The organism is Salinarimonas soli (assembly GCF_008386575.1).
Classification (GTDB): Bacteria; Pseudomonadota; Alphaproteobacteria; order Rhizobiales; family Beijerinckiaceae; genus Salinarimonas_A; species Salinarimonas_A soli.
In genome coordinates, this window is record NZ_VUOA01000028.1 from 248,123 (window position 1) to 266,020 (window position 17,898).

The following is a 17,898-nucleotide window of genomic DNA, read 5'->3' on the forward strand; positions in this document are numbered from 1 at the left end:
CCGCAAGGGGGAGGGGGGCGGCGCGCCCGCATCGTGGAGTCCGCCCATGGCTGAGATCGCGGCCCCCGCCCCCTCCCCGACCCGCCCGAAGCTCGCCCTCGACGGGCGGGCGTTCCTGTCGCGCTGGGGCGCGCTCCTGGCGCTCGTCGGGCTGATCGCGTTCAACCTCGCCTTCACGCCGAACTTCGCCACCTGGCAGACCCTCAACGTCAACCTGACCCAGGTCTGCGCCATCGTGATCGTGGGCGTCGGCATGACGCTCGTGATCGCGACGGGGGGCATCGACCTGTCGGTCGGCGCCTTGATGGCGATCGCGGGGGCGCTGGCGCCGCTGATCTTCATGGGGAAGCTCTTCCCCCTGCCCCATCCGATGGTCGGGGTCGCGCTCGCCTTCGTGCTGCCGGTGCTGGCGGCGGGGGCGCTCGGGTGGTTCAACGGCTGGCTCGTGACGCGCTTCCGCATCCAGCCCATCGTCGCCACCCTCGTCCTGTTCATCGCCGGGCGCGGCATCGCGCAGGTGATGACGAACGGCAACCTCCAGGTCTTCAAGGCCCCCGAGTTCCAGTTCATCGGCCTGGGACGTGTGTTCGGCATCCCGTTCCAGGCCGTCCTCATGGTGATCGTCGTGGCGGCCGCGGCCTGGATGCTGCGGCGAACCCTGTTCGGTCGCCAAATCCTCGCCGTGGGCGGCAACGAGCGGGCCGCGCGGCTCGCCGGCATCCCCGTCGGCGCCGTGAAGCGGCGGGCCTATCTCATCAGCGGGCTTCTCGCGGGCGTCGCGGGGCTCATCGTGATCGCGCGCAACTCGGCTGCCGACGCCAACCTCGTCGGCCTCGGCATGGAGCTCGACGCCATCGCGGCGGTGGCGGTGGGCGGCACGCTGCTGACCGGCGGGCGGGCCACGATCGTGGGCACGCTGGTGGGCGCCCTCATCATCCAGCTCGTGCGCTACACGCTGCTCGCCAACGGCGTGCCGGACGCCGCCGCGCTCATCGTCAAGGCCGGCATCATCGTGCTCGCCGTCTGGCTGCAGCGCCAGAGCCACCGTTGAAGGGCGACACGATGCCATCCCCCGCGCCCCAGACCGTCCGCCGCCTCAGCCGCCACGGCGTCGTGATCGCGCTCCTGGCGCTGATCCTGTTCGGCTACCTGCGCTACGACAACTTCCTCGGCACGTTCAACGTCCTCTCCGTGCTGCGCTACAACGCCATGTTCGCCCTGGTGTCCCTCGGCATGGCCTACGTGATCATGACGGGCGGCATCGACCTGTCGGTGGGCTCCACGGCGGCGCTGGGCAGCGTGGTGGCGGCGCTGCTCTCGCCCTACGGCCTCGTGCCGGGCCTGCTCGGCGGGCTCGCCGCGGGGCTTGCGGTGGGCGCCGTCAACGCCCTCGTGATCACGCGGCTCAACATCCTGCCCTTCGTGGCGACCCTCGCCACCATGCTGGCGGCGAGCGGCTGCGCGCTGCTGCTCGCGGGCAACCAGTCCGTCTCCGTGTCCTACGAGACGGGCTTCATCGAGCTCGGCCAGGGCGACCTGCTGGGCTTCCCCGTCCCGGCCTGGATCGCGCTCGCCGCCTTCCTGGCGGGCGCCATCGCCCTCAACCTCACGGCCTGGGGCCGCACGGTGCTGGCGGTGGGCGGCAACGAGGAGGCGACGCGCCTCATGGGCCTGCCCGCCGACCGGGCCAAGGCCTCCGTCTATCTCGTGAGCGGCGCGCTTGCGGGGCTCGCCGGCGTCATCCTGGCGGCGCAGTTCGGCGCCGGGCAGCCCATCGAGGGCGTGGGCTGGGAGCTCTTCGCCATCGCGGCCGTGGTGGTCGGCGGCACGCTGCTCACCGGCGGCGTGGGGTCGGTGGGCTCGACCCTCGCGGGCGTGCTGCTGCTCGGCCTCATCTTCAACATCCTGAACTTCGAGAACGGCCTCGGCCAGATCAGCCTGTCGGCCTATTGGCAGTCCGTGGTCCGGGGCGCCTTCCTGCTCCTCGTGGTCGTGATCCAGGCGCGCCTCGCCGGGCGCACCGAGGAACCCGCCTGATCCCCATCGCATCCGGAAAACCAAGCCATGGCCCGCATCACCTCCATCGAACCCGGCTTCTACCGCATCCCCCTGCCGGAGGTTCTCACCGATTCCATGCATGGCGAGATGCGCGCCTTCGAGCTCAACACCGTGCGCCTGCGCGACGCGGACGGGGCGGAGGGCGTGGGCTACACCTTCACGGTGGGGCGCAACGGCGCGGCGATCGACGCGGTCCTCACCCGCGAGTTCCCCGAGATCATGGCGGGCGAGGAGGCCGACCACATCGAGCGCCTGTGGCAGAAGGCCTGGTGGGCGACCCATTACGGCGGCCGCGGCGGCCCGACCGTGCTGGCGCTCTCGGCCTTCGACATGGCCCTGTGGGACCTGAAATCGAAGCGCGCCGGGCTGCCGCTGTGGAACTATCTCGGCGGCTTCGACCCCAAGGTCCCCTGCTATGCGGGCGGCATCGACCTGGATCTCCCCCTCGACAAGCTCCTGAAGCAGACGGACGGCAACCTCGCCAAGGGCTTCCGGGCCATCAAGATGAAGGTCGGCCGCAAGCGCCTGTCCGAGGACGTGGCCCGGGTGAAGGCCATGCGCGAGCATCTGGGCGAGGGCTTCCCCCTCATGGTCGACGCCAACATGAAATGGACCGTGGACGAGGCGATCCGCGCCGCCCGCGCCTTCCAGCCCTACGACCTCACCTGGGTCGAGGAGCCCACCATCCCCGACGACCCGGCGGGCCATGCCCGCATCGTGCGCGAGGGCGGGCTGCCCATCGCGGTAGGCGAGAACCTGCGCACCCATTGGGAGTTCAAGCAGTACATCGCCATGGGAGCCGTGACCTATCCGGAGCCCGACGTCACCAATTGCGGCGGCGTCACGCCCTTCATGAAGATCGCCCACCTGGCGGAGGCCTTCAACATGCCCGTCACGACGCACGGCGCCCACGACGTGACGGTGCACCTGCTCGCCGCCTGCCCCAACCGCTCCTTCCTGGAGGCGCACGGCTTCGGCCTGGAGCGCTACATCGCCGAGCCCCTGGCGATCGAGGAGGGCTTCGCCCTCGCCCCCGACCGGCCGGGGCATGGGATCGATTTCGATTGGGCGGGGCTGGAGCGGATCAAGGCGTGAGCGGGCGTGCTTACCCGGGCGCTTCCTTGGGCCGCGCAGGGGCGGCGGGCGCGACCGCGACGAGGCGGATGCCATCGGCAAGCTCCCGGCGCTCCGCCATCACGGTGCTACCACCCGCGAATTCCCACTGCTCGTCCTGCGGGTCGGGGTTGTCCGGCAGCCGGTAGCGCCCATCCCCTAACGGGACGGCGTCGACGGGGCGCCAGACATCGACGCCCTCGCCCACGAGAAAGACATAAAGGGTCTCAGTATTGGAAGCCGTCGCCGCCGACATGGATCACCTCGCCCGTCGCATCGTCGATGACGACGGAACGCCCCGTCGTCGGGTGGATGTAGCGCGTCGCGGGGCCGCCCGTCGCCGCATTGCGCGCCGCGTGCCTTCGACCATGGGCGACGGCCTCCTCGATCTGCGCCGCCGTCCAGCCGCGTTTGAGCATCTGGCTGCGCAGCTTCTCCTGCGACTTGACCACGGGGCGAACCTTCGGGAAGGGGCCCGCCACGGAACGGGCGGTCGCGGGCGCCCGATCCTGAACCGTCCACCCTGTCCCCTTAAGATAACCCCTCATCATCGGACTGCAACATGACCGAGCGTTTCGATCACATCGTCGTCGGGGGCGGCTCGGCGGGCTGCGTGGCGGCGGCGCGGCTGGTGGCGAGCGGGGCGCGGGTGCTCCTGCTCGAGGGCGGTCACTCGCACCGCCACCCGCTCCTCGACATGCCGCCGGGCATCTTCAAGATGATCAACGGCAGCAAGTTCATGCGCTACCACAAGACGGTGCCGCAGGAGCACCTCGACGGGCGCCAGCACGACATCCCCCAGGCCAACGTGCTCGGCGGCGGCTCGTCGGTGAACGCGCAGGTCTACATGCGCGGGCGCTCGTCCGACTACGACGCGTGGCACGAGGTTTTGCGGGGCGACAACGCCTATCCGGGCTGGCGCTGGGCGGACGTGCTGCCGCACTTCCGGGCCATGGAGGGCAACAACCGTCTCAACAACGACCTTCACGGCGCCGACGGGCCGCTGCTGGTCTCCGATCCGGGGCACATCAACGACTTCTCGCGCTGGTTCATCCAGGCGGTGCAAGCCCTTGGCGAACCTTACAATCACGACTTCAACGGCCCGGCTCAGCGCGGCGTCGGCTTCTACCAGTTCATGAACCGGCGGGGCAAGCGCAGCTCCGCGGCCTATGCCTTCATCGCGCCACTCGACGGCGATCCGCGGTTCACGCTCCGCCTCAACGCCCGGGTCCGCCGCATCGACATCGAGAACGGCCGGGCGGTGGGCGTGACCTACCGTGACAAGGCCGGCGTCGAGCGCCGCGCCCGCACGGACGGCGAGGTGATCGTCGCGGCGGGGTCCCTCGTCACGCCGCAGCTCATGATGCTGTCGGGCGTGGGCCCCGCCGACGAGCTGCGCCGCCACGGCATCCCCTGCCTCGCCGACCTGCCGGGCGTGGGCCAGAACCTCGTCGACCACCCGGAGGTGCCGATCATCGCCATGGCGAACGGCCGGCACGGCTATTACAAGCAGGGCGTCGGCTGGCGCATGCTGCTCAACGGCCTGCACTTCAAGCTGTTCGGCTCAGGGCCGATCCTGTCGGCGGGCGTGGAGGCGGGCGCCTTCGTGAACCCCACGGATCCGGGGGCCGAACCCACGATCCAGGCCTTCTGCGTCCCCATCGTCTATCTCGACCGGGACACCCTCACCCTCGTGAAGGACACCTACGGGCTCACGGTGACCACCGTGGTGGTGAAGCCGAAGTCGCGGGGCTCCGTGCGGCTTGCCTCCGCGAACCCCGACGACATGCCCCTCGTCTCGCCCAACCTGCTGTCGCACCCCGACGACGCCAGGGCCATGATCGACGGCCAGCGCTTCTTCCTGCGCGCCTTCCAGACGAGCCCCCTGAAGGAGCGCATCGGGTCCATCGCCATCCCGAGCCCCGACGACCTCTCCGACGAGGCGCTCATGCGGCACTGCAAGCGCTTCGTGAAGACGAACTACCACCCCGCCGGCACCTGCCGCATGGGGGCCGCCGACGATCCCCTCGCCGTGCTCGACTCGCAGCTGCGGGTGCGGGGCGTGGAGGGCTTGCGGGTCTGCGACCTCTCGGCCATGCCCGACATCAACGCCGGCAACACCAACGCGCCGGCCATGATGATGGGCAGCCGCTGCGCCGCGTTCGTCGCCGAGGGCGCGGGCCTGCGGGCGGCGCCGGAGCACGACCTGCCGGTGGCGCGGGCGGGCTAGGAGGGCTGCGTCCTTCCGGAGCTTCCACCCCCTCATGCTGAGGAGCCCGCGTGAGCGGGCGTCTCGAAGCACGCAGCACGTTCGTGAGCCGGAGGGAGATCTCCGGAGCGCCCTTCGAGGCCCTGCTTCGCAGGGCACCTCAGGACGAGGGTGGAGAAGGGGAGAGGCGTCCCACCCCGGCCCCCTCAGGCGACGTTCTCTTCTTCCAGCATGGAGAGGTTAGGATCGTAGCGCTGGCGGCGGGCAGCCTTGCGCAGCACGATCTTGAGCTTCGATTTGAGGAGCGGCAGGTCGTAGGGCTTGAGCAGGAACGCGTCGACGCCCGCGAAATGCGCGGCGCTCACGTTCTCGAAGGTGACCGTGGCCTCCGTCAGGATGAAGCCCACGTCCTGGAACTCCTTCGTGGCCCGGATCTGGCGCAGGAGCTGGATGCCGTCGACGGGCTCGAGCTCGAGGTCCACGAGCATCAGCCCGTAGCGCTTCTGCTTGAGGGCGTCGATGGCCTCGGACGCGTCCCCCACCGTGTCGACGTCGTGGAAGCCCAGGCGCAGGAAGAGCTCCCGCACCAGGCGCGCGAGCTTGGGCTGGTCGTCGACGATGAGAACGGACGGGATGTTGTCTTGCATGGCCCAGACGCGCGGATGCGCTCCCCCTTAGCTGAAGAGCTCGATGCCGCGCTTCGACAGGGTCTCGGATTGCAGCGCCATGGCGAGCCCCTGGATGGCGGCCACCTTGATGCGCTTGCGGTGAAGCATCTCGGAGAAGCCGAACTTCATGAACTGGACCTCGTTCTCCGGCCCGCGGGCGAACAGGGCGAGCGAGGAGACGAAGTCGCGGCGGTTGATGTCCCGCCACTCGATGATCTCGATGTCCTTGTGCCGGTCGTCCACCGTGATCCGCTGGAAGGTCTCGTGGACCGCGGGCTTGTCGCCCTCCAGGATCTGCACGAAGTACGTCTTGTCGAACAGGAGCACGCTCGTGATGACCGAGAACTCGTTGCGCTTCTGGCTCGTCCTCACGATGTTGAGAAGCTGCACGTTCCCGTCCGGCGCCGACATGTTGATCTTCGCCAGGCTGCGGTAAATGATGCGGCTGAGCGTGGTGCGGCTGCTCATCGATCCCGGTTTCGCTTGGAGCCCGCCTCAATTGACCGCTTTTGGCTGAAGGAACCGTTAAGCGTTCCCGGCTCGGGCCTTAAGGCTTTCCCGCCGGGCCCGCCCCCGCGTTAACCGCCCGGTAACCATGAGCGCGCTCTTGTCGTTTGCGCAAACCCGGCACGCGAAGCCCCATGAACGCCAATTCCCCCGCCGTCACGACGGGCAAGTCCCTCGAGCTGCGCGGCCCCCAGCGGGCAGCCGCCATCATGCTGCTCATCGGCGAGGAATACGGCGCGCCGATCTGGTCGATGCTGGAGGAGGAGGAGGTCCGCCAGCTCACCCATGCCATGGTCCAGCTCGGCGCCATCGACGCCGACACCATGCACGAGATCGTGGTCGACTTCATCACGCAGCTCTCCGGCAGCGGCAACCTCGCGGGGAGCTTCGAGAAAACCGAGTCGCTGCTGCTCAAGATCTTCCCGCCCGAGCAGGTCACCGCCATCATGGCGGACATCAACGGGATGTCGGGGCGCCGCGTCTGGCAGCGGCTCGCGCATATCGACGCCGAGATCCTCGCCAACTACCTGCGCAACGAATATCCGCAGACCGTGGCCGTGATCCTCTCGCGGGTGAAGCCCGACCACGCTGCGAAGGTTCTCACCATCCTCCCCGACGAGTTCGCCATCGACGTGGTGAACCGCATGCTGCGCATGGAGGCGGTGCAGAAGGAGGCGCTGGAGCACATCGAGCAGACGCTCAAGACGGAGTTCGTCACCACCATCGCCCAGACCTCGAAGCGCGACGCGCACGAGATCATGGCCGAGGTGTTCAACGCCTTCGACCGGCAGACCGAGTCGCGCTTCCTCACGGCCCTCGACGACGTGAACCGGGAGGCCTCGAAGAAGATCAGGCAGCTGATGTTCACCTTCGAGGACCTCACGAAGCTCGACCCCGGCAGCGTCCAGACCCTGATGCGCTCCGTCGACCGCGACGTGCTGGCCCGCGCGCTGAAGGGCGCGCCGGAGCCCACCCGGGCGTTCTTCTTCTCCAACATGTCGACCCGCGCGGCCAAGAACCTCCAGGACGACATGCAGACCCTGGGCCCCATCCGGCTCAAGGACGTGGACGAGGCCCAGGCCAAGATGGTCAGCCTCGCCAAGGACCTCGCCGAGAAGGGCGACATCATGATCTCGAAGAACCGCGGCGAGGACGAGCTCGTCTATTGAAGCCTGGAGCTGGGTGGCGTGAGGGAGGTCGGACGCGGGGGCTTTGCCGGCGTGGCGCGTGAAGCGGCCGCGCGGCGGCGCCATGACGCCTGCACCGCGGGCGGCGTCCCATGACCCCGGATCCCGAGGCGCTCGCCCTGCGCACCATGGTGGCGGAGCTCGAGGGCGCCCTCGTCGGAGGCTCGCCGGAGCGCGCCCGCGATCTCATGGAGAAGCTCACGGTCGTGTTCCTGCGCGCGGTCGACCGGCTCGGGCCCGACGGCGCGCTCGCCTTCGACGAGGCCTTCGTGCGCCTGCTCGCCGCCAACGCGCCCCCGGCGCGGGCGCGCCTGTCCCAGGTGGTGGCCCCCTTCGCCAACGCGCCGCGCCGGACCGTGCGGCTTCTGGCCTATGACGAGGAGGCGGTGGTCGCGGGGCCGGTCCTGCGCGCCTCGCCGGTTCTCGACGAGGACGACCTGATCGTGGTCGCGCGCGAGCGCGGGCCCGAGCATCTGCTCGCCGTGTCCCAGCGCCCCGCGATCCCGGAGGCGGTGACGGACCTCCTCGTCCAGCGCGGCGGGCCTGAGATCGTGCTCTCGGCGGTGCGCAACCGCGGGGCTAAGCTCTCGAACCGGTCCTGCGCCCACATTCTCGCGTCCGCCGCGGCCACGCCCGACCTGCGCCGCGCCCTGCAATTGCGCACCGACGTGGCCCAGGCGCAGCTTGCCCGCATCGGCGCGGTGGCGCGGGCGAGCGCCCGGCCCGCCTCCCCGCCCCGCTCGGTGGCGAAGCTCGGCGCGATCTTCCGCATGTTCCTCGCCCGGGCGGAGCGCGAGACGCCCCGCCTGCGCGAGCTGTCGCAGGCGCTGCTTGCCGTCCACATGGCCTCGCAGGCCCGCCGCCTCGACGAGCCGCAGGTGGCGGACTGGCTGCGCAAGGGCGAGCACGACAAGGCCGTCGCGGCCATCGCCTTCGTGACCCGGCTGCCCGTCACCCTCGTGCAGCGCGCCCACCGCTCGGCGGAGCCCGACGGCTTCGAGCTCATCCTGTGCGCGGCGGGCTACGGCTTCGACACGTTCGAGCTCGCGCTCATGTCGAACCCCGTCTGGCGGCTGGAGCCGGAGGACGTGGAGCGCCTCGTCGTCGACTACCGCGAGCTGCGCCCCGAGGAGGCCCAGCTCGCCATCCGCCTCGCCACGGCGCATCTGCGCCGCACGGCCGGGGAGCGCCGGGCCTGAGCCGCCGCGCGGCCCCTCGCGCGCCGCGCGCCACGAGGCGCCTTGACCGTCCCCGTCCCTTCAGCCATGTGAGGCGCCTGCGCCCAACCCATCCGTCCGAGGCCCCATGACCGCCATCGCCGACATCATCGCCCGCGAGATCCTCGACAGCCGCGGCAACCCGACCGTCGAGGTCGACGTGCTCCTGGAGGACGGCTCGTTCGGCCGCGCCGCGGTCCCGTCGGGCGCCTCCACGGGCGCCCACGAGGCGGTGGAGCTGCGCGACGGCGACAAGAGCCGCTATCTTGGCAAGGGCGTCCTCAAGGCCGTGGAAGCGGTGAACCGCGAGATCATCGACGCCATCGGCGGCATGGACGCGGAGGACCAGGTCGAGGTCGACGAGGCGATGATCGAGCTCGACGGCACGCCCAACAAGAGCCGCCTCGGCGCCAACGCCATCCTCGGCGTGTCGCTCGCGGTCGCCAAGGCGGCGGCGCAGGCCTCGGGCCTGCCGCTCTATCGCTATGTGGGCGGCACCCAGGCGCGCGTGCTCCCCGTGCCGATGATGAACATCATCAACGGCGGCGCGCATGCCGACAACCCGATCGACTTCCAGGAATTCATGATCATGCCCGTGGGCGCCTCCTCGCTCGCCGAGGCCGTGCGCATGGGAGCCGAGGTCTTCCACACCCTGAAGGGCGCCCTCAAGAAGGAGGGCCACAACACCAATGTCGGCGACGAGGGCGGCTTCGCCCCCGATCTCAAGTCGGCGGAGGCGGCCCTCGACTTCATCATGCGCTCCATCGAGCAGGCGGGCTACAAGCCCGGCACCGACATGATGATCGCGCTCGATTGCGCGGCGACCGAGTTCTTCAAGGGCGGGTCTTACGTCTACGAGGGCGAGGGCAAGACGCGCTCGCCCCAGGAGCAGGCGGAGTACCTCGCGGGGCTCGTCGGCGCCTACCCGATCGTGTCGATCGAGGACGGCATGTCCGAGGACGACTGGGACGGCTGGAAGGCGGTGACGGACCTCGTCGGCGCCAAGTGCCAGCTTGTGGGCGACGACCTGTTCGTCACCAACGTGGAGCGCCTGTCGCAGGGCATCGCCAAGGGCGTGGCCAACTCGATCCTCGTCAAGGTGAACCAGATCGGCTCGCTCACCGAGACGCTCGCCGCCGTCGAGATGGCCCACCGCGCCGGCTACACGGCCGTGATGTCCCACCGCTCCGGCGAGACCGAGGACGCGACCATCGCCGACCTCGCGGTCGCGACGAATTGCGGGCAGATCAAGACCGGCTCGCTCGCCCGCTCCGACCGGCTCGCGAAGTACAACCAGCTCATCCGCATCGAGGGCGAGCTCGGCGGCCAGGCGAAATACGCCGGCCGCGCGGCCCTGAAGGCGCTTCGCTAGGAGACTTGTGTTCCCCCTCCCCCTTGCGGGGAGGGGTGAGGGGTGAGGGTCGGGACGCCACCTACCTATGGTGCAGGATAGCGCTGTACGAGCGTGCGTGCTCCCTACCTCCCCGCCGGCTTCGAGTTTTCAACCCCCACCCCTCCCCCTCCCCGCAAGGGGGAGGGGGAGCTTACGCCTCATTCCGGTCGAGCTTCGGCAGGAAGCCGCCGGCCACGTCGCCGATGGTGGGCGGGCGGGTGCCGAGATAGGGGAGCGGGCGGCAGACCGCGATGGCGGCGAGGCCGAAGCGGGCCGTCATCAGGCCGTTGAGCACGCCCTCGCCGAGCTTCGCCGAGACCCGCGCCGCGAGGCCTAGGCCCAGCACCTGCTGGAGCAGGCTGTCGCCCACCGCGACGCCGCCCGTCACCGCCAGGTGCCCCAGGGCCGCCCGCCCGAGCCGCAGGAAGCCGAGCAGGCCCGGCCGTCCGCCATAGACCCGCGAGACCTGGCGCAGAAGGCGCGCGGCGGCGAAGACCACGAAGGCGACGTCGACGATGGCGCGGGGGCTCAAGGCCGTGACCACGGACACCTGCTTCGCCGCGTTCGCGACGATGCGGGTCGCAGCGTCGTCGAGGGGCGCGAGGAGCTCGCGCTCGGCGAGGATCAGGCGGTCGTCCGCGTCGAGGATCTCGCCGTCCACGTCCGCGACCCGCGTGCGTCCCCGCGCCGCCTCGGGACGCCCGGCATAGAGGGTCGCGAGGTCCGCCGCGAGGGCGCAGGCGGCGCCGTGATCGCGGGTCTCGACGGCGCGGGCGGCGCCCGTGCGCAGCCGCTCGATCCGCTGCTCGCGCATGAGCCCCGAGAGCTCGCGCCCGACGACCGCGAGCAGGGCCACGAGCGCCGCGCCCACGAGGCCCAAAGCCACCCAGCCGAGCCCGGGATAGAGCGCGAAGAGGTCGCGCACGAGGGCGTCGACCGCAAGCCCGATGCCGAGCGACAGGAGCGCGCCCAGGGCGGAGAAGAACACGCCGAGCCAGGGGAAGCCGCGCCGCTCGCCCATCGGGACGGGGGTGCCGTCGGCCGCTTCCACGATCTCGTCGGGCTCCGGCGTCACGACCACCTGGCCGCGGGCGGGCTCGACGTCGGGCGCGCCCGTGACGACGTCCGGGTGGTCGAGGCGGAAGGCACGGGGTCGCTGGGTCATTGCAGGCGGTCGCCGATGAGGAACTCGACCGCGCGGTCGAGGCGGATATGGGGCAAGGCCGGGCGGCGCCCGCCGGCATCGGCTACGAGCCGGGGCGGGCGAAAGCGCGGGAAGCGGAACGAGCCAGGCGTCACCGCGCCCTCGAAGATCGCGCCCGCGCGCTCGGGCAGGTCGCCGGGGAAGATGGCGGCCTCCGTCTCGCCGTCGAAGATCTCGTCGCCGACCCGCTCGCCCGCCTCCGGCGTGCCGGCGACGGTGCGCAGGGTCTGGAGGCCGTCGCGCACCGTGGTCTCGCGGGTGGCGCGCACGGAGGCGAGCGCCACCACCCCGACCTTCGCGCCCGCCGCTTCCGTGCGCTTCACGGCGCGGTTGACGAGCAGGCGCAGCAGCGCCTCGAGCCGGGCGTGAGAGGTGTGGTGCACGTGATCGGCCTTGGTGGCAGCGAACAGCACCCGGTCGGCGCGCGGCGAGAACAGGGAGGACAGGATCGTGTTTCGCCCCGCCCGGAACGCCATCAGCACCCGGTCGAGGGCCGCCTCCAGCTCGGCCAGCGCCGCCGGCCCGGCATCCACCGCGGCGAGCACGTCGACGAGGACGATCTGACGGTCGATGCGCTGGAAATGATCGCGGAAGAACGGGCGCACCACATGCGTCTTGTAGGCCTCGAAGCGCCGCTCCATGAGCGCCGCGAGGCTCCCGGGCCGGATCTCCTCCCCGTCCTTCAGGTCGAGGGGCGCGAAGGTGAGGGCCGGCGAGCCCGCGAGGTCGCCGGGCATGAGGAAGCGCCCGGGCGGGGTCGTGGCCACCGCCTCGGGCCCCGCCCGCAGCGCCGCCAGATAGGCCTTGAACGCCTCCGAGGCCTCGCCGATCGCCACCTCGTCGGGCTCGCCCAGGGGATCGAGGCCGGCGAGGCGCGCGTGCCAGGGGGCGGCGAGCGCCGCCCGCTCCGGCGCCCGGCTCGCCGCGACGGTGGCGCGCGACCACTCGGCGAACCCTGCGTCGAGGAGCGCGAGGTCGAGGAGCCATTCGCCGGGATAGTCGACGATGTCCACCGAGAGGGTCGAGGCGCCGCCGCGCCAGCGGCCCGAGGGACGCTCGTACTCGATGTCGACGCGCAGCTCGCTGATCTGGGTCGTGGAGCCCGGCCAGAGCCGCCGCTCCTCCAGCGCCTTGAGATGGGCCTCGTAGGGGAAGCGCGGCACCGCGTCGTCGGGCTGGGGGCTCAGCCGCGCGCGGCGGATGCGCCCCTCGGCGGAGGCGCGGAACGCGGTGAGCGGCGTGCCCTCCACGAGATGGCGCACGAGCGCCGTCGTGAACACGGTCTTGCCCGAGCGCGCCAGCCCCGTCACCCCGACCCGCACGGAGGGCTGGAGGATGCCGGAGGCGTAGTCGGCCAGGCCGCGCAGGGCGTCGTAGGTGGTGTCGAGAACGGAGGGCGGCACGCGGCACCGGGGCAAGAGCGCGGGAGACGTGACCTCAACCTATGCATCGCGCCCGGGTTCGCCAGGGGGCGGCGGGGCTTGGGCCTCGCCCCGCGCGGAAATCGTGGAGGAATCGCTCACGGGCGCGCTTGTCCCGGCATGGTTCCTGCCTAGACTGGCCCGACGAACCAGAAAGAGGGGGTCGGCATGACGGACAGGACATTCGATCGGCGCACGTTCATCGGGCTCGGGCTCGGCGCCGCGGGCGCGGCGGCGCTGCCGGGCGGCGCGTTCGCGCAGGGCAAGGCGAAGCCCATCAAGGTCGCCTCGATCTACACGGTGCCGGTCGAGCAGCAATGGGTCTCGCGCCTCCACACGGCGCTCAAGACCGCCGAGGGCCGCGGCGACATCACCTACAAATGGTCGGAGAACACCGCCAACAACGACTACGAGCGCATCATGCGCCAATATGCCGAGGAGGGCTCCGACCTCATCGTCGGCGAGATCTTCGGCGTCGAGCGGGCGGCCCGGCGGGTGGCCGCGAGCTATCCCAAGGTCGCCTTCCTCATGGGCTCCTCCTTCGGGCCGGCCAAGCCCAACATGGCGGTCTTCGACAACTGGATCCAGGAGCCCGCCTATCTGAGCGGCATGGTGGCCGGCAAGGCCACGAAGTCGAACCTCATCGGCATGGTGGGCGGCTACGCGATCCCCGAGGTGAACCGCCTCATGCACGCCTTCATGGACGGCGCCCGGGCCGTGAACCCCAACGTGCGCTTCCTCGTGACCTTCATCAATTCCTGGTACGACCCGCCCAAGGCCAAGGAGGCGTCCTTCGCCATGATCGATAAGGGCGCCGACGTGATGTATGCCGAGCGCTTCGGCGTGTCGGACGCTGCCAAGGAGCGCAATGCCAAGGTGATCGGCAACGTGATCGACACCTCTGCCCAATATCCGGGCATCGTGCTGGCGAGCGCGCTCTGGCACATGGAGCCCACGATCGACCGCGCCATCAAGGCCGTGATGGAGGGCCGCTTCGAGGCGACCGATTACGGCCAGTTCAGCCAGATGCAATATGGCGGCGCGAGCCTCGCCATGGACGAGAAGCTCGTCTCGGCCGAGGTGGCCGCGATGGTCAAGGAGAAGGAAAAGGAGATCCAGGACGGCCTCTTCCGGGTCAACGTCAACGACGCCGAGCCGAAGTCGAGCTGACGGGATTGCCCTCCCGCGCCCGTCGTTGTCGGCGGCGCGGGAGGGCAGCCAGATCCCTCGACGGGATCGGTCCGCCAGGCCTGCCTGCGTGCCCCGCCGACAAGCCGCTCACGCGCGCCGATCTCCGGATCGGCGCGGTGCCGATCCAAGCCGCCTTCCCCGCGACCCGACGAGCTCCCGTGCCCAAAACCCCTCCCCTCGTCCTGCGCATCGACGGCGTCACCAAGCGCTTCGGCGCCCTCGTGGCCAACGACGCGATCTCCCTCGACCTGCGCGCGGGCGAGATCCTGGCGCTGCTGGGGGAGAACGGGGCCGGCAAGTCGACGCTCATGAACATCCTCTTCGGCCATTACGTGGCCGACGAAGGCACCATCGCCGTGGCGCGCGACGGCGGCGCGCCGGAGCCCCTGCCGCCGGGCCGCCCCGGCGCCGCGCTCGCGGCGGGAATCGGCATGGTCCACCAGCATTTCGCCCTCGCCGAGAGCCTTACGGTGCTCGAGAACGTGGCCCTGGGCACCCGCCCGGTCTGGTCTCCGTCGCTTCGCCTCGGGGAGGCGCGGGCGCGGCTCGGGCGGCTCATGGCCGAGAGCGGGCTCGCCGTCGATCCGGACCGGCGCGTGGGCCATCTCACGGTGGGCGAGAAGCAGCGCGTCGAGATCCTGAAGGTGCTCTATCGCGGGGCCCGCATCCTCGTCCTCGACGAGCCCACCGCGGTCCTGACCCCGGGCGAGGTCGAGGGCCTGTTCGCGGTGCTGCGCCGCCTCGTGGCGGGCGGGCTCGCGATCGTGTTCATCTCGCACAAGCTCGGGGAGGTCACGGCCATCGCCGACCGCGTCGCGATCCTGCGCGGCGGGCGCAAGGTCGCCGACCGCCCCGTCGCGGGCGCGAGCCGCGCCGAGCTCGCGACCCTTATGGTCGGGCGCGAGATCGCCCCGAGCCGGCGGGCGCCTCGGGCGCCCGGCCCTCCCCTCCTCGTCCTCGACGCCGTCGCCGTCCCCGGCGAGCGCGGACGCGCCGGCCTGGACGGGGTGTCGCTCACGGTGCACGAGGGCGAGATCGTCGGGATCGCCGGGGTCTCCGGCAACGGCCAGGGCGCGCTCGCCGCCCTTCTCGCGGGCACGGGCCCCCGGCCGGGGGGCCGCGCGACGCTGCGCGGCGCGGCCATAGGGTCCGGTCCCGGCGCCGTGATGCGGGCCGGCATCGGCCGCATCCCCGAGGACCGGCACCACGAGGGTGTCGTCCCCTCGCTGAGCATCGCGGAGAACCTCGCGATCGAGTCGCTCGGAGAGCCGTCGGTCAGCCGCCTCGGCTTCCTGCGCTGGGGCGCGATCCGGGCCCGCGCCCGCGCCGCCATCACGGCCTACGACGTTCGCTGCCCCGGGCCCGACGCTCCCATCCGGCTCCTGTCGGGGGGCAACATCCAGAAGGTGATCCTCGCCCGCGTGCTCGACCGCTCGCCCCGCCTGATCCTCGCCAACCAGCCGACCCGCGGCCTCGACGTCGGCGCGACCGCCGCCGTCCACGACCGCCTGCTCCAGGCCCGCGAGCGCGGGGCCGGGGTGGTGCTGATCTCGGAGGATCTCGACGAGATCCTGGGCCTCTCGGACCGGGTCGGCGTCATGGTGCGCGGACGGCTCAGCGCGCCGGAGCCCGTCGAGGGGCTCACCCTGGAGCGCCTCGGCCTGCTCATGGGCGGCTCGCCCGAGGAGCGCGCCGCGTGATCCGCTTCGAGCCGCGGGCGCGGGCGTCGCTTGCCTTGATCGTCGGCGCGCGCCTCGCCGCGCTTGCCACCGCCTTCGCGCTCGCCGCGATCCCCCTCGCCGCCGCCGGCGCGCCCGTGGGGCGCTCGTTCTGGCTCATGCTCCAGGGCGCGGGCGGAACGCTGTTCGCGCTCACCGAGACGCTCACCCGCGCGACGCCGCTGATCCTCACGGGGCTCGCGGCGGCGGTGGCGTTCCGGGCCCGCCTGTTCAACATCGGGGCCGAGGGCCAGCTCTATGCGGGCGCGATGGCGGCGGTGGCGGTGGGTTCCGGGGCCGTGAGCGGGGGGCCGCTCCTCCTCGTCCCGCTGGTGCTCCTCGCCGCGGCGCTCGCGGGCGCGGCGCTCATGCTCGTCCCCACCGTGCTCAAGGTGCGGCTGGGGGTCGACGAGGTGGTCACCACGCTCCTCCTCAACTTCGTCGTCCTGCTCGTCGCCCAGATGATGCTGGAGGGCCCCCTCAAGGACCCGATGGGTGGCGGCTGGCCGCAATCGGAGCCTATCCTCGATCAAGCTATGCTGCCGCCCATCGTCGAGCGCATGCGGCTGCACGGGGGCTTCCTCCTCGGCCTCCTCGCCTGCGTCGTCGCCCATGTCCTGATGACGCGCAGCGTGCTCGGCCTGCGCATCCGGGCGGTGGGGGAGAACGCCACCGCCGCGGCCTATGCCGGCATCCCGATCCTGCCCACCATGCTCGCCGTGGGGGCGCTGTCGGGCGGGCTCGCGGGGCTCGCGGGCGCATCCGAGGTGGCGGGGCTCAAGGGCTATCTCACGGCCGACCTCTCGCGCGGGTTCGGCTATGCCGGGATCGTGGTCGCCATGGTGGCCGGCTTGCAGCCGCTCGCCGTCGTGCCCGCCGCGATCCTCGTAGCGGGCGTCTTCGTCGGCGCCGACACCATGAGCCGGACGGTCGGGGTGTCGAACTACATCGCCGACCTCATCGTGGCGCTCGCCCTCGTCTGCGTGCTCGTGAGCGGCCTGTTCGTGCGCTTTCGCGTGAGGATCGCCTGATGGACGCCGTCCTCGACATCCTGCTCTCGGCGAGCTTCTGGGCCGCGGCGGTGCGGATCGCGACGCCGCTGATGTTCGGCGTCCTGGGCGCCCTCATCTGCGAGCGGGCCGGGGTGCTCAATCTCGGCATCGAGGGCATCTTCACGGCGGGCGCGATGGCGGGCTGGCTCGCGGTCTATCTCGGGCTCGACCTGTGGAGCGGGGTGCTCGTGGCCGCCGCCGTAGGGGCGAGCCTCGGGCTCGTGCTCGCCCTGCTCACGGTGCCCCTGGGCCTGTCGCAGCACGTCACGGGCATCGGCGTCACGCTGCTCGCCACGAGCCTGTCCTATTTCGTCTACCGCGTCGCCCTGCCCAACGTGTCGAGCCCGCCGCGCATCCAGCCCTTCGCGCCCGTCGCCGTGCCGGGCCTGTCGGACCTGCCCTTCATCGGCCCCGCCCTCTTCGGGCAGACGCCGCTCACCTTCCTGGCGCTGGCGCTGTTCGCGGTCGCGGCCTTCGTCCTCCACCGCACGCCCCTCGGCCTCGGCCTGAGGGCGGTGGGCGAGAACCCGGCGGCGGTGGAATCGGCGGGCCTCGACGTGCACGGCCTTCGCATCGGCGCCGTGGTGGTCGGGTCGGCCGTCATGGCGCTCGGCGGGGCCTTCCTCACCATGGCGGCCTTTAACGCCTTCTTCTTCGAGATGACGGGCGGGCGGGGCTGGATCTGCATCGCGCTCACCGTCTTCGCCTCCTGGCGCCCGGGCAAGGCGCTGCTCGGCGCCCTCCTGTTCGGCGCCTTCGACGCCTTCCAGCTGCGCCTCCAGCATGCGGTCGGCGGGGCGGTCCCGAGCCAGGTCTTCCTGATGCTGCCCTATCTGCTGTCCATCGCGGCGCTCTGCACCGTGGCGCGACGGGCCGACTATCCGAAAGCCCTGATGGTGCCCTACCTGAAGGGACAGCGATGACGCGCGTCCCCTCCGCATCTCCGCCCCCGATCCCCGC

The 17,898-nt window shown here is 71.3% G+C and carries 17 protein-coding genes; 11 read left to right on the forward strand and 6 right to left on the reverse strand.

The features are described from left to right. Window positions 1-46 precede the first annotated feature (46 nt). Genes F0L46_RS16395 through F0L46_RS16405 form a run of 3 tightly spaced genes read left to right on the forward strand, consistent with a single transcriptional unit; the run spans window position 47 to window position 3,153 of the window. Window positions 47-1,051, forward strand: a complete 1,005-nt coding sequence (locus F0L46_RS16395) for an ABC transporter permease (RefSeq protein WP_149819452.1) — start codon at window positions 47-49, stop codon at window positions 1,049-1,051. Between the two features lie 11 nt (window positions 1,052-1,062). Further along, on the forward strand, window positions 1,063-2,037 hold the full coding sequence (locus tag F0L46_RS16400) for an ABC transporter permease (RefSeq protein ID WP_149819453.1): 975 nt from the start codon (window positions 1,063-1,065) through the stop codon (window positions 2,035-2,037). A 27-nt stretch (window positions 2,038-2,064) separates the two neighbouring features. Continuing rightward, window positions 2,065-3,153: a mandelate racemase/muconate lactonizing enzyme family protein gene (locus F0L46_RS16405; RefSeq protein ID WP_149819454.1), complete on the forward strand. Its 1,089-nt coding sequence runs from the start codon at window positions 2,065-2,067 to the stop codon at window positions 3,151-3,153. A 10-nt stretch (window positions 3,154-3,163) separates the two neighbouring features. On the opposite strand, the gene F0L46_RS16410 is transcribed toward F0L46_RS16405, so the two are convergent. Both F0L46_RS16410 and F0L46_RS16415 read right to left on the reverse strand, forming a co-directional pair. Then, on the reverse strand, window positions 3,164-3,427 hold the full coding sequence (locus tag F0L46_RS16410) for a hypothetical protein (RefSeq protein WP_149819456.1): 264 nt from the start codon (window positions 3,425-3,427) through the stop codon (window positions 3,164-3,166). Next, window positions 3,399-3,623, reverse strand: a complete 225-nt coding sequence (locus F0L46_RS16415) for a colicin E5-related ribonuclease (protein ID WP_188312004.1) — start codon at window positions 3,621-3,623, stop codon at window positions 3,399-3,401. The genes F0L46_RS16410 and F0L46_RS16415 overlap by 29 nt, the downstream gene beginning before the upstream one ends. Window positions 3,624-3,733: 110 nt before the next feature. Between F0L46_RS16415 and F0L46_RS16420 the strand changes: the two genes are divergently transcribed. Next, window positions 3,734-5,401: a GMC family oxidoreductase gene (locus tag F0L46_RS16420; protein WP_149819460.1), complete on the forward strand. Its 1,668-nt coding sequence runs from the start codon at window positions 3,734-3,736 to the stop codon at window positions 5,399-5,401. Between the two features lie 185 nt (window positions 5,402-5,586). Here F0L46_RS16420 and F0L46_RS16425 read toward each other — a convergent pair whose 3' ends face one another. Together F0L46_RS16425 and F0L46_RS16430 are read right to left on the reverse strand one after the other, a co-directional pair. Continuing rightward, window positions 5,587-6,027, reverse strand: a complete 441-nt coding sequence (locus F0L46_RS16425) for a response regulator (protein WP_149819462.1) — start codon at window positions 6,025-6,027, stop codon at window positions 5,587-5,589. Between the two features lie 27 nt (window positions 6,028-6,054). Continuing rightward, entirely contained in the window at window positions 6,055-6,516 is a 462-nt protein-coding gene (locus F0L46_RS16430) for a BLUF domain-containing protein (RefSeq protein WP_149819464.1), read from the reverse strand. 173 nt (window positions 6,517-6,689) lie between these two features. Here F0L46_RS16430 and fliG point away from each other — a divergent pair, with 173 nt between their 5' ends. The 3 genes from fliG (at window position 6,690) to eno (ending at window position 10,331) form a co-directional block, all read left to right on the forward strand. Beyond that, the gene (gene fliG, locus F0L46_RS16435) at window positions 6,690-7,724 is read left to right on the forward strand and encodes a flagellar motor switch protein FliG (protein WP_149819467.1); all 1,035 of its coding nucleotides are present in this window, start codon (window positions 6,690-6,692) and stop codon (window positions 7,722-7,724) included. A 110-nt stretch (window positions 7,725-7,834) separates the two neighbouring features. Then, window positions 7,835-8,941, forward strand: a complete 1,107-nt coding sequence (locus F0L46_RS16440) for a DUF2336 domain-containing protein (protein ID WP_149819469.1) — start codon at window positions 7,835-7,837, stop codon at window positions 8,939-8,941. A 106-nt stretch (window positions 8,942-9,047) separates the two neighbouring features. After that, entirely contained in the window at window positions 9,048-10,331 is a 1,284-nt protein-coding gene (gene eno, locus F0L46_RS16445) for a phosphopyruvate hydratase (RefSeq protein ID WP_149819471.1), read from the forward strand. A 172-nt stretch (window positions 10,332-10,503) separates the two neighbouring features. Here the strand turns inward: eno and F0L46_RS16450 are convergent, their stop codons facing one another. Further along, entirely contained in the window at window positions 10,504-11,517 is a 1,014-nt protein-coding gene (locus F0L46_RS16450; protein ID WP_149819473.1) for a YcjF family protein, read from the reverse strand. Further along, window positions 11,514-12,923, reverse strand: coding sequence for a YcjX family GTP-binding protein (locus tag F0L46_RS16455; RefSeq protein WP_438646688.1), 1,410 nt, complete (start codon window positions 12,921-12,923; stop codon window positions 11,514-11,516). The genes F0L46_RS16450 and F0L46_RS16455 overlap by 4 nt, the downstream gene beginning before the upstream one ends. A 222-nt stretch (window positions 12,924-13,145) precedes the next feature. Here F0L46_RS16455 and F0L46_RS16460 point away from each other — a divergent pair, with 222 nt between their 5' ends. From F0L46_RS16460 to F0L46_RS16475, 4 genes are all read left to right on the forward strand, one after another. After that, complete coding sequence (locus tag F0L46_RS16460; protein ID WP_149819477.1) at window positions 13,146-14,147, forward strand: BMP family protein; 1,002 nt, start codon at window positions 13,146-13,148, stop codon at window positions 14,145-14,147. A gap of 179 nt (window positions 14,148-14,326) precedes the next feature. After that, complete coding sequence (locus tag F0L46_RS16465) at window positions 14,327-15,868, forward strand: ABC transporter ATP-binding protein (protein WP_149819479.1); 1,542 nt, start codon at window positions 14,327-14,329, stop codon at window positions 15,866-15,868. Beyond that, window positions 15,865-16,917, forward strand: a complete 1,053-nt coding sequence (locus F0L46_RS16470) for an ABC transporter permease (RefSeq protein ID WP_149819481.1) — start codon at window positions 15,865-15,867, stop codon at window positions 16,915-16,917. Before F0L46_RS16465 ends, F0L46_RS16470 begins: the two co-directional genes overlap by 4 nt. Further along, window positions 16,917-17,861 (forward strand): ABC transporter permease, encoded by a 945-nt coding sequence (locus F0L46_RS16475; RefSeq protein ID WP_149819483.1) that lies wholly within the window; start codon window positions 16,917-16,919, stop codon window positions 17,859-17,861. Before F0L46_RS16470 ends, F0L46_RS16475 begins: the two co-directional genes overlap by 1 nt. The last annotated feature ends 37 nt before the right edge of the window (window positions 17,862-17,898 follow it).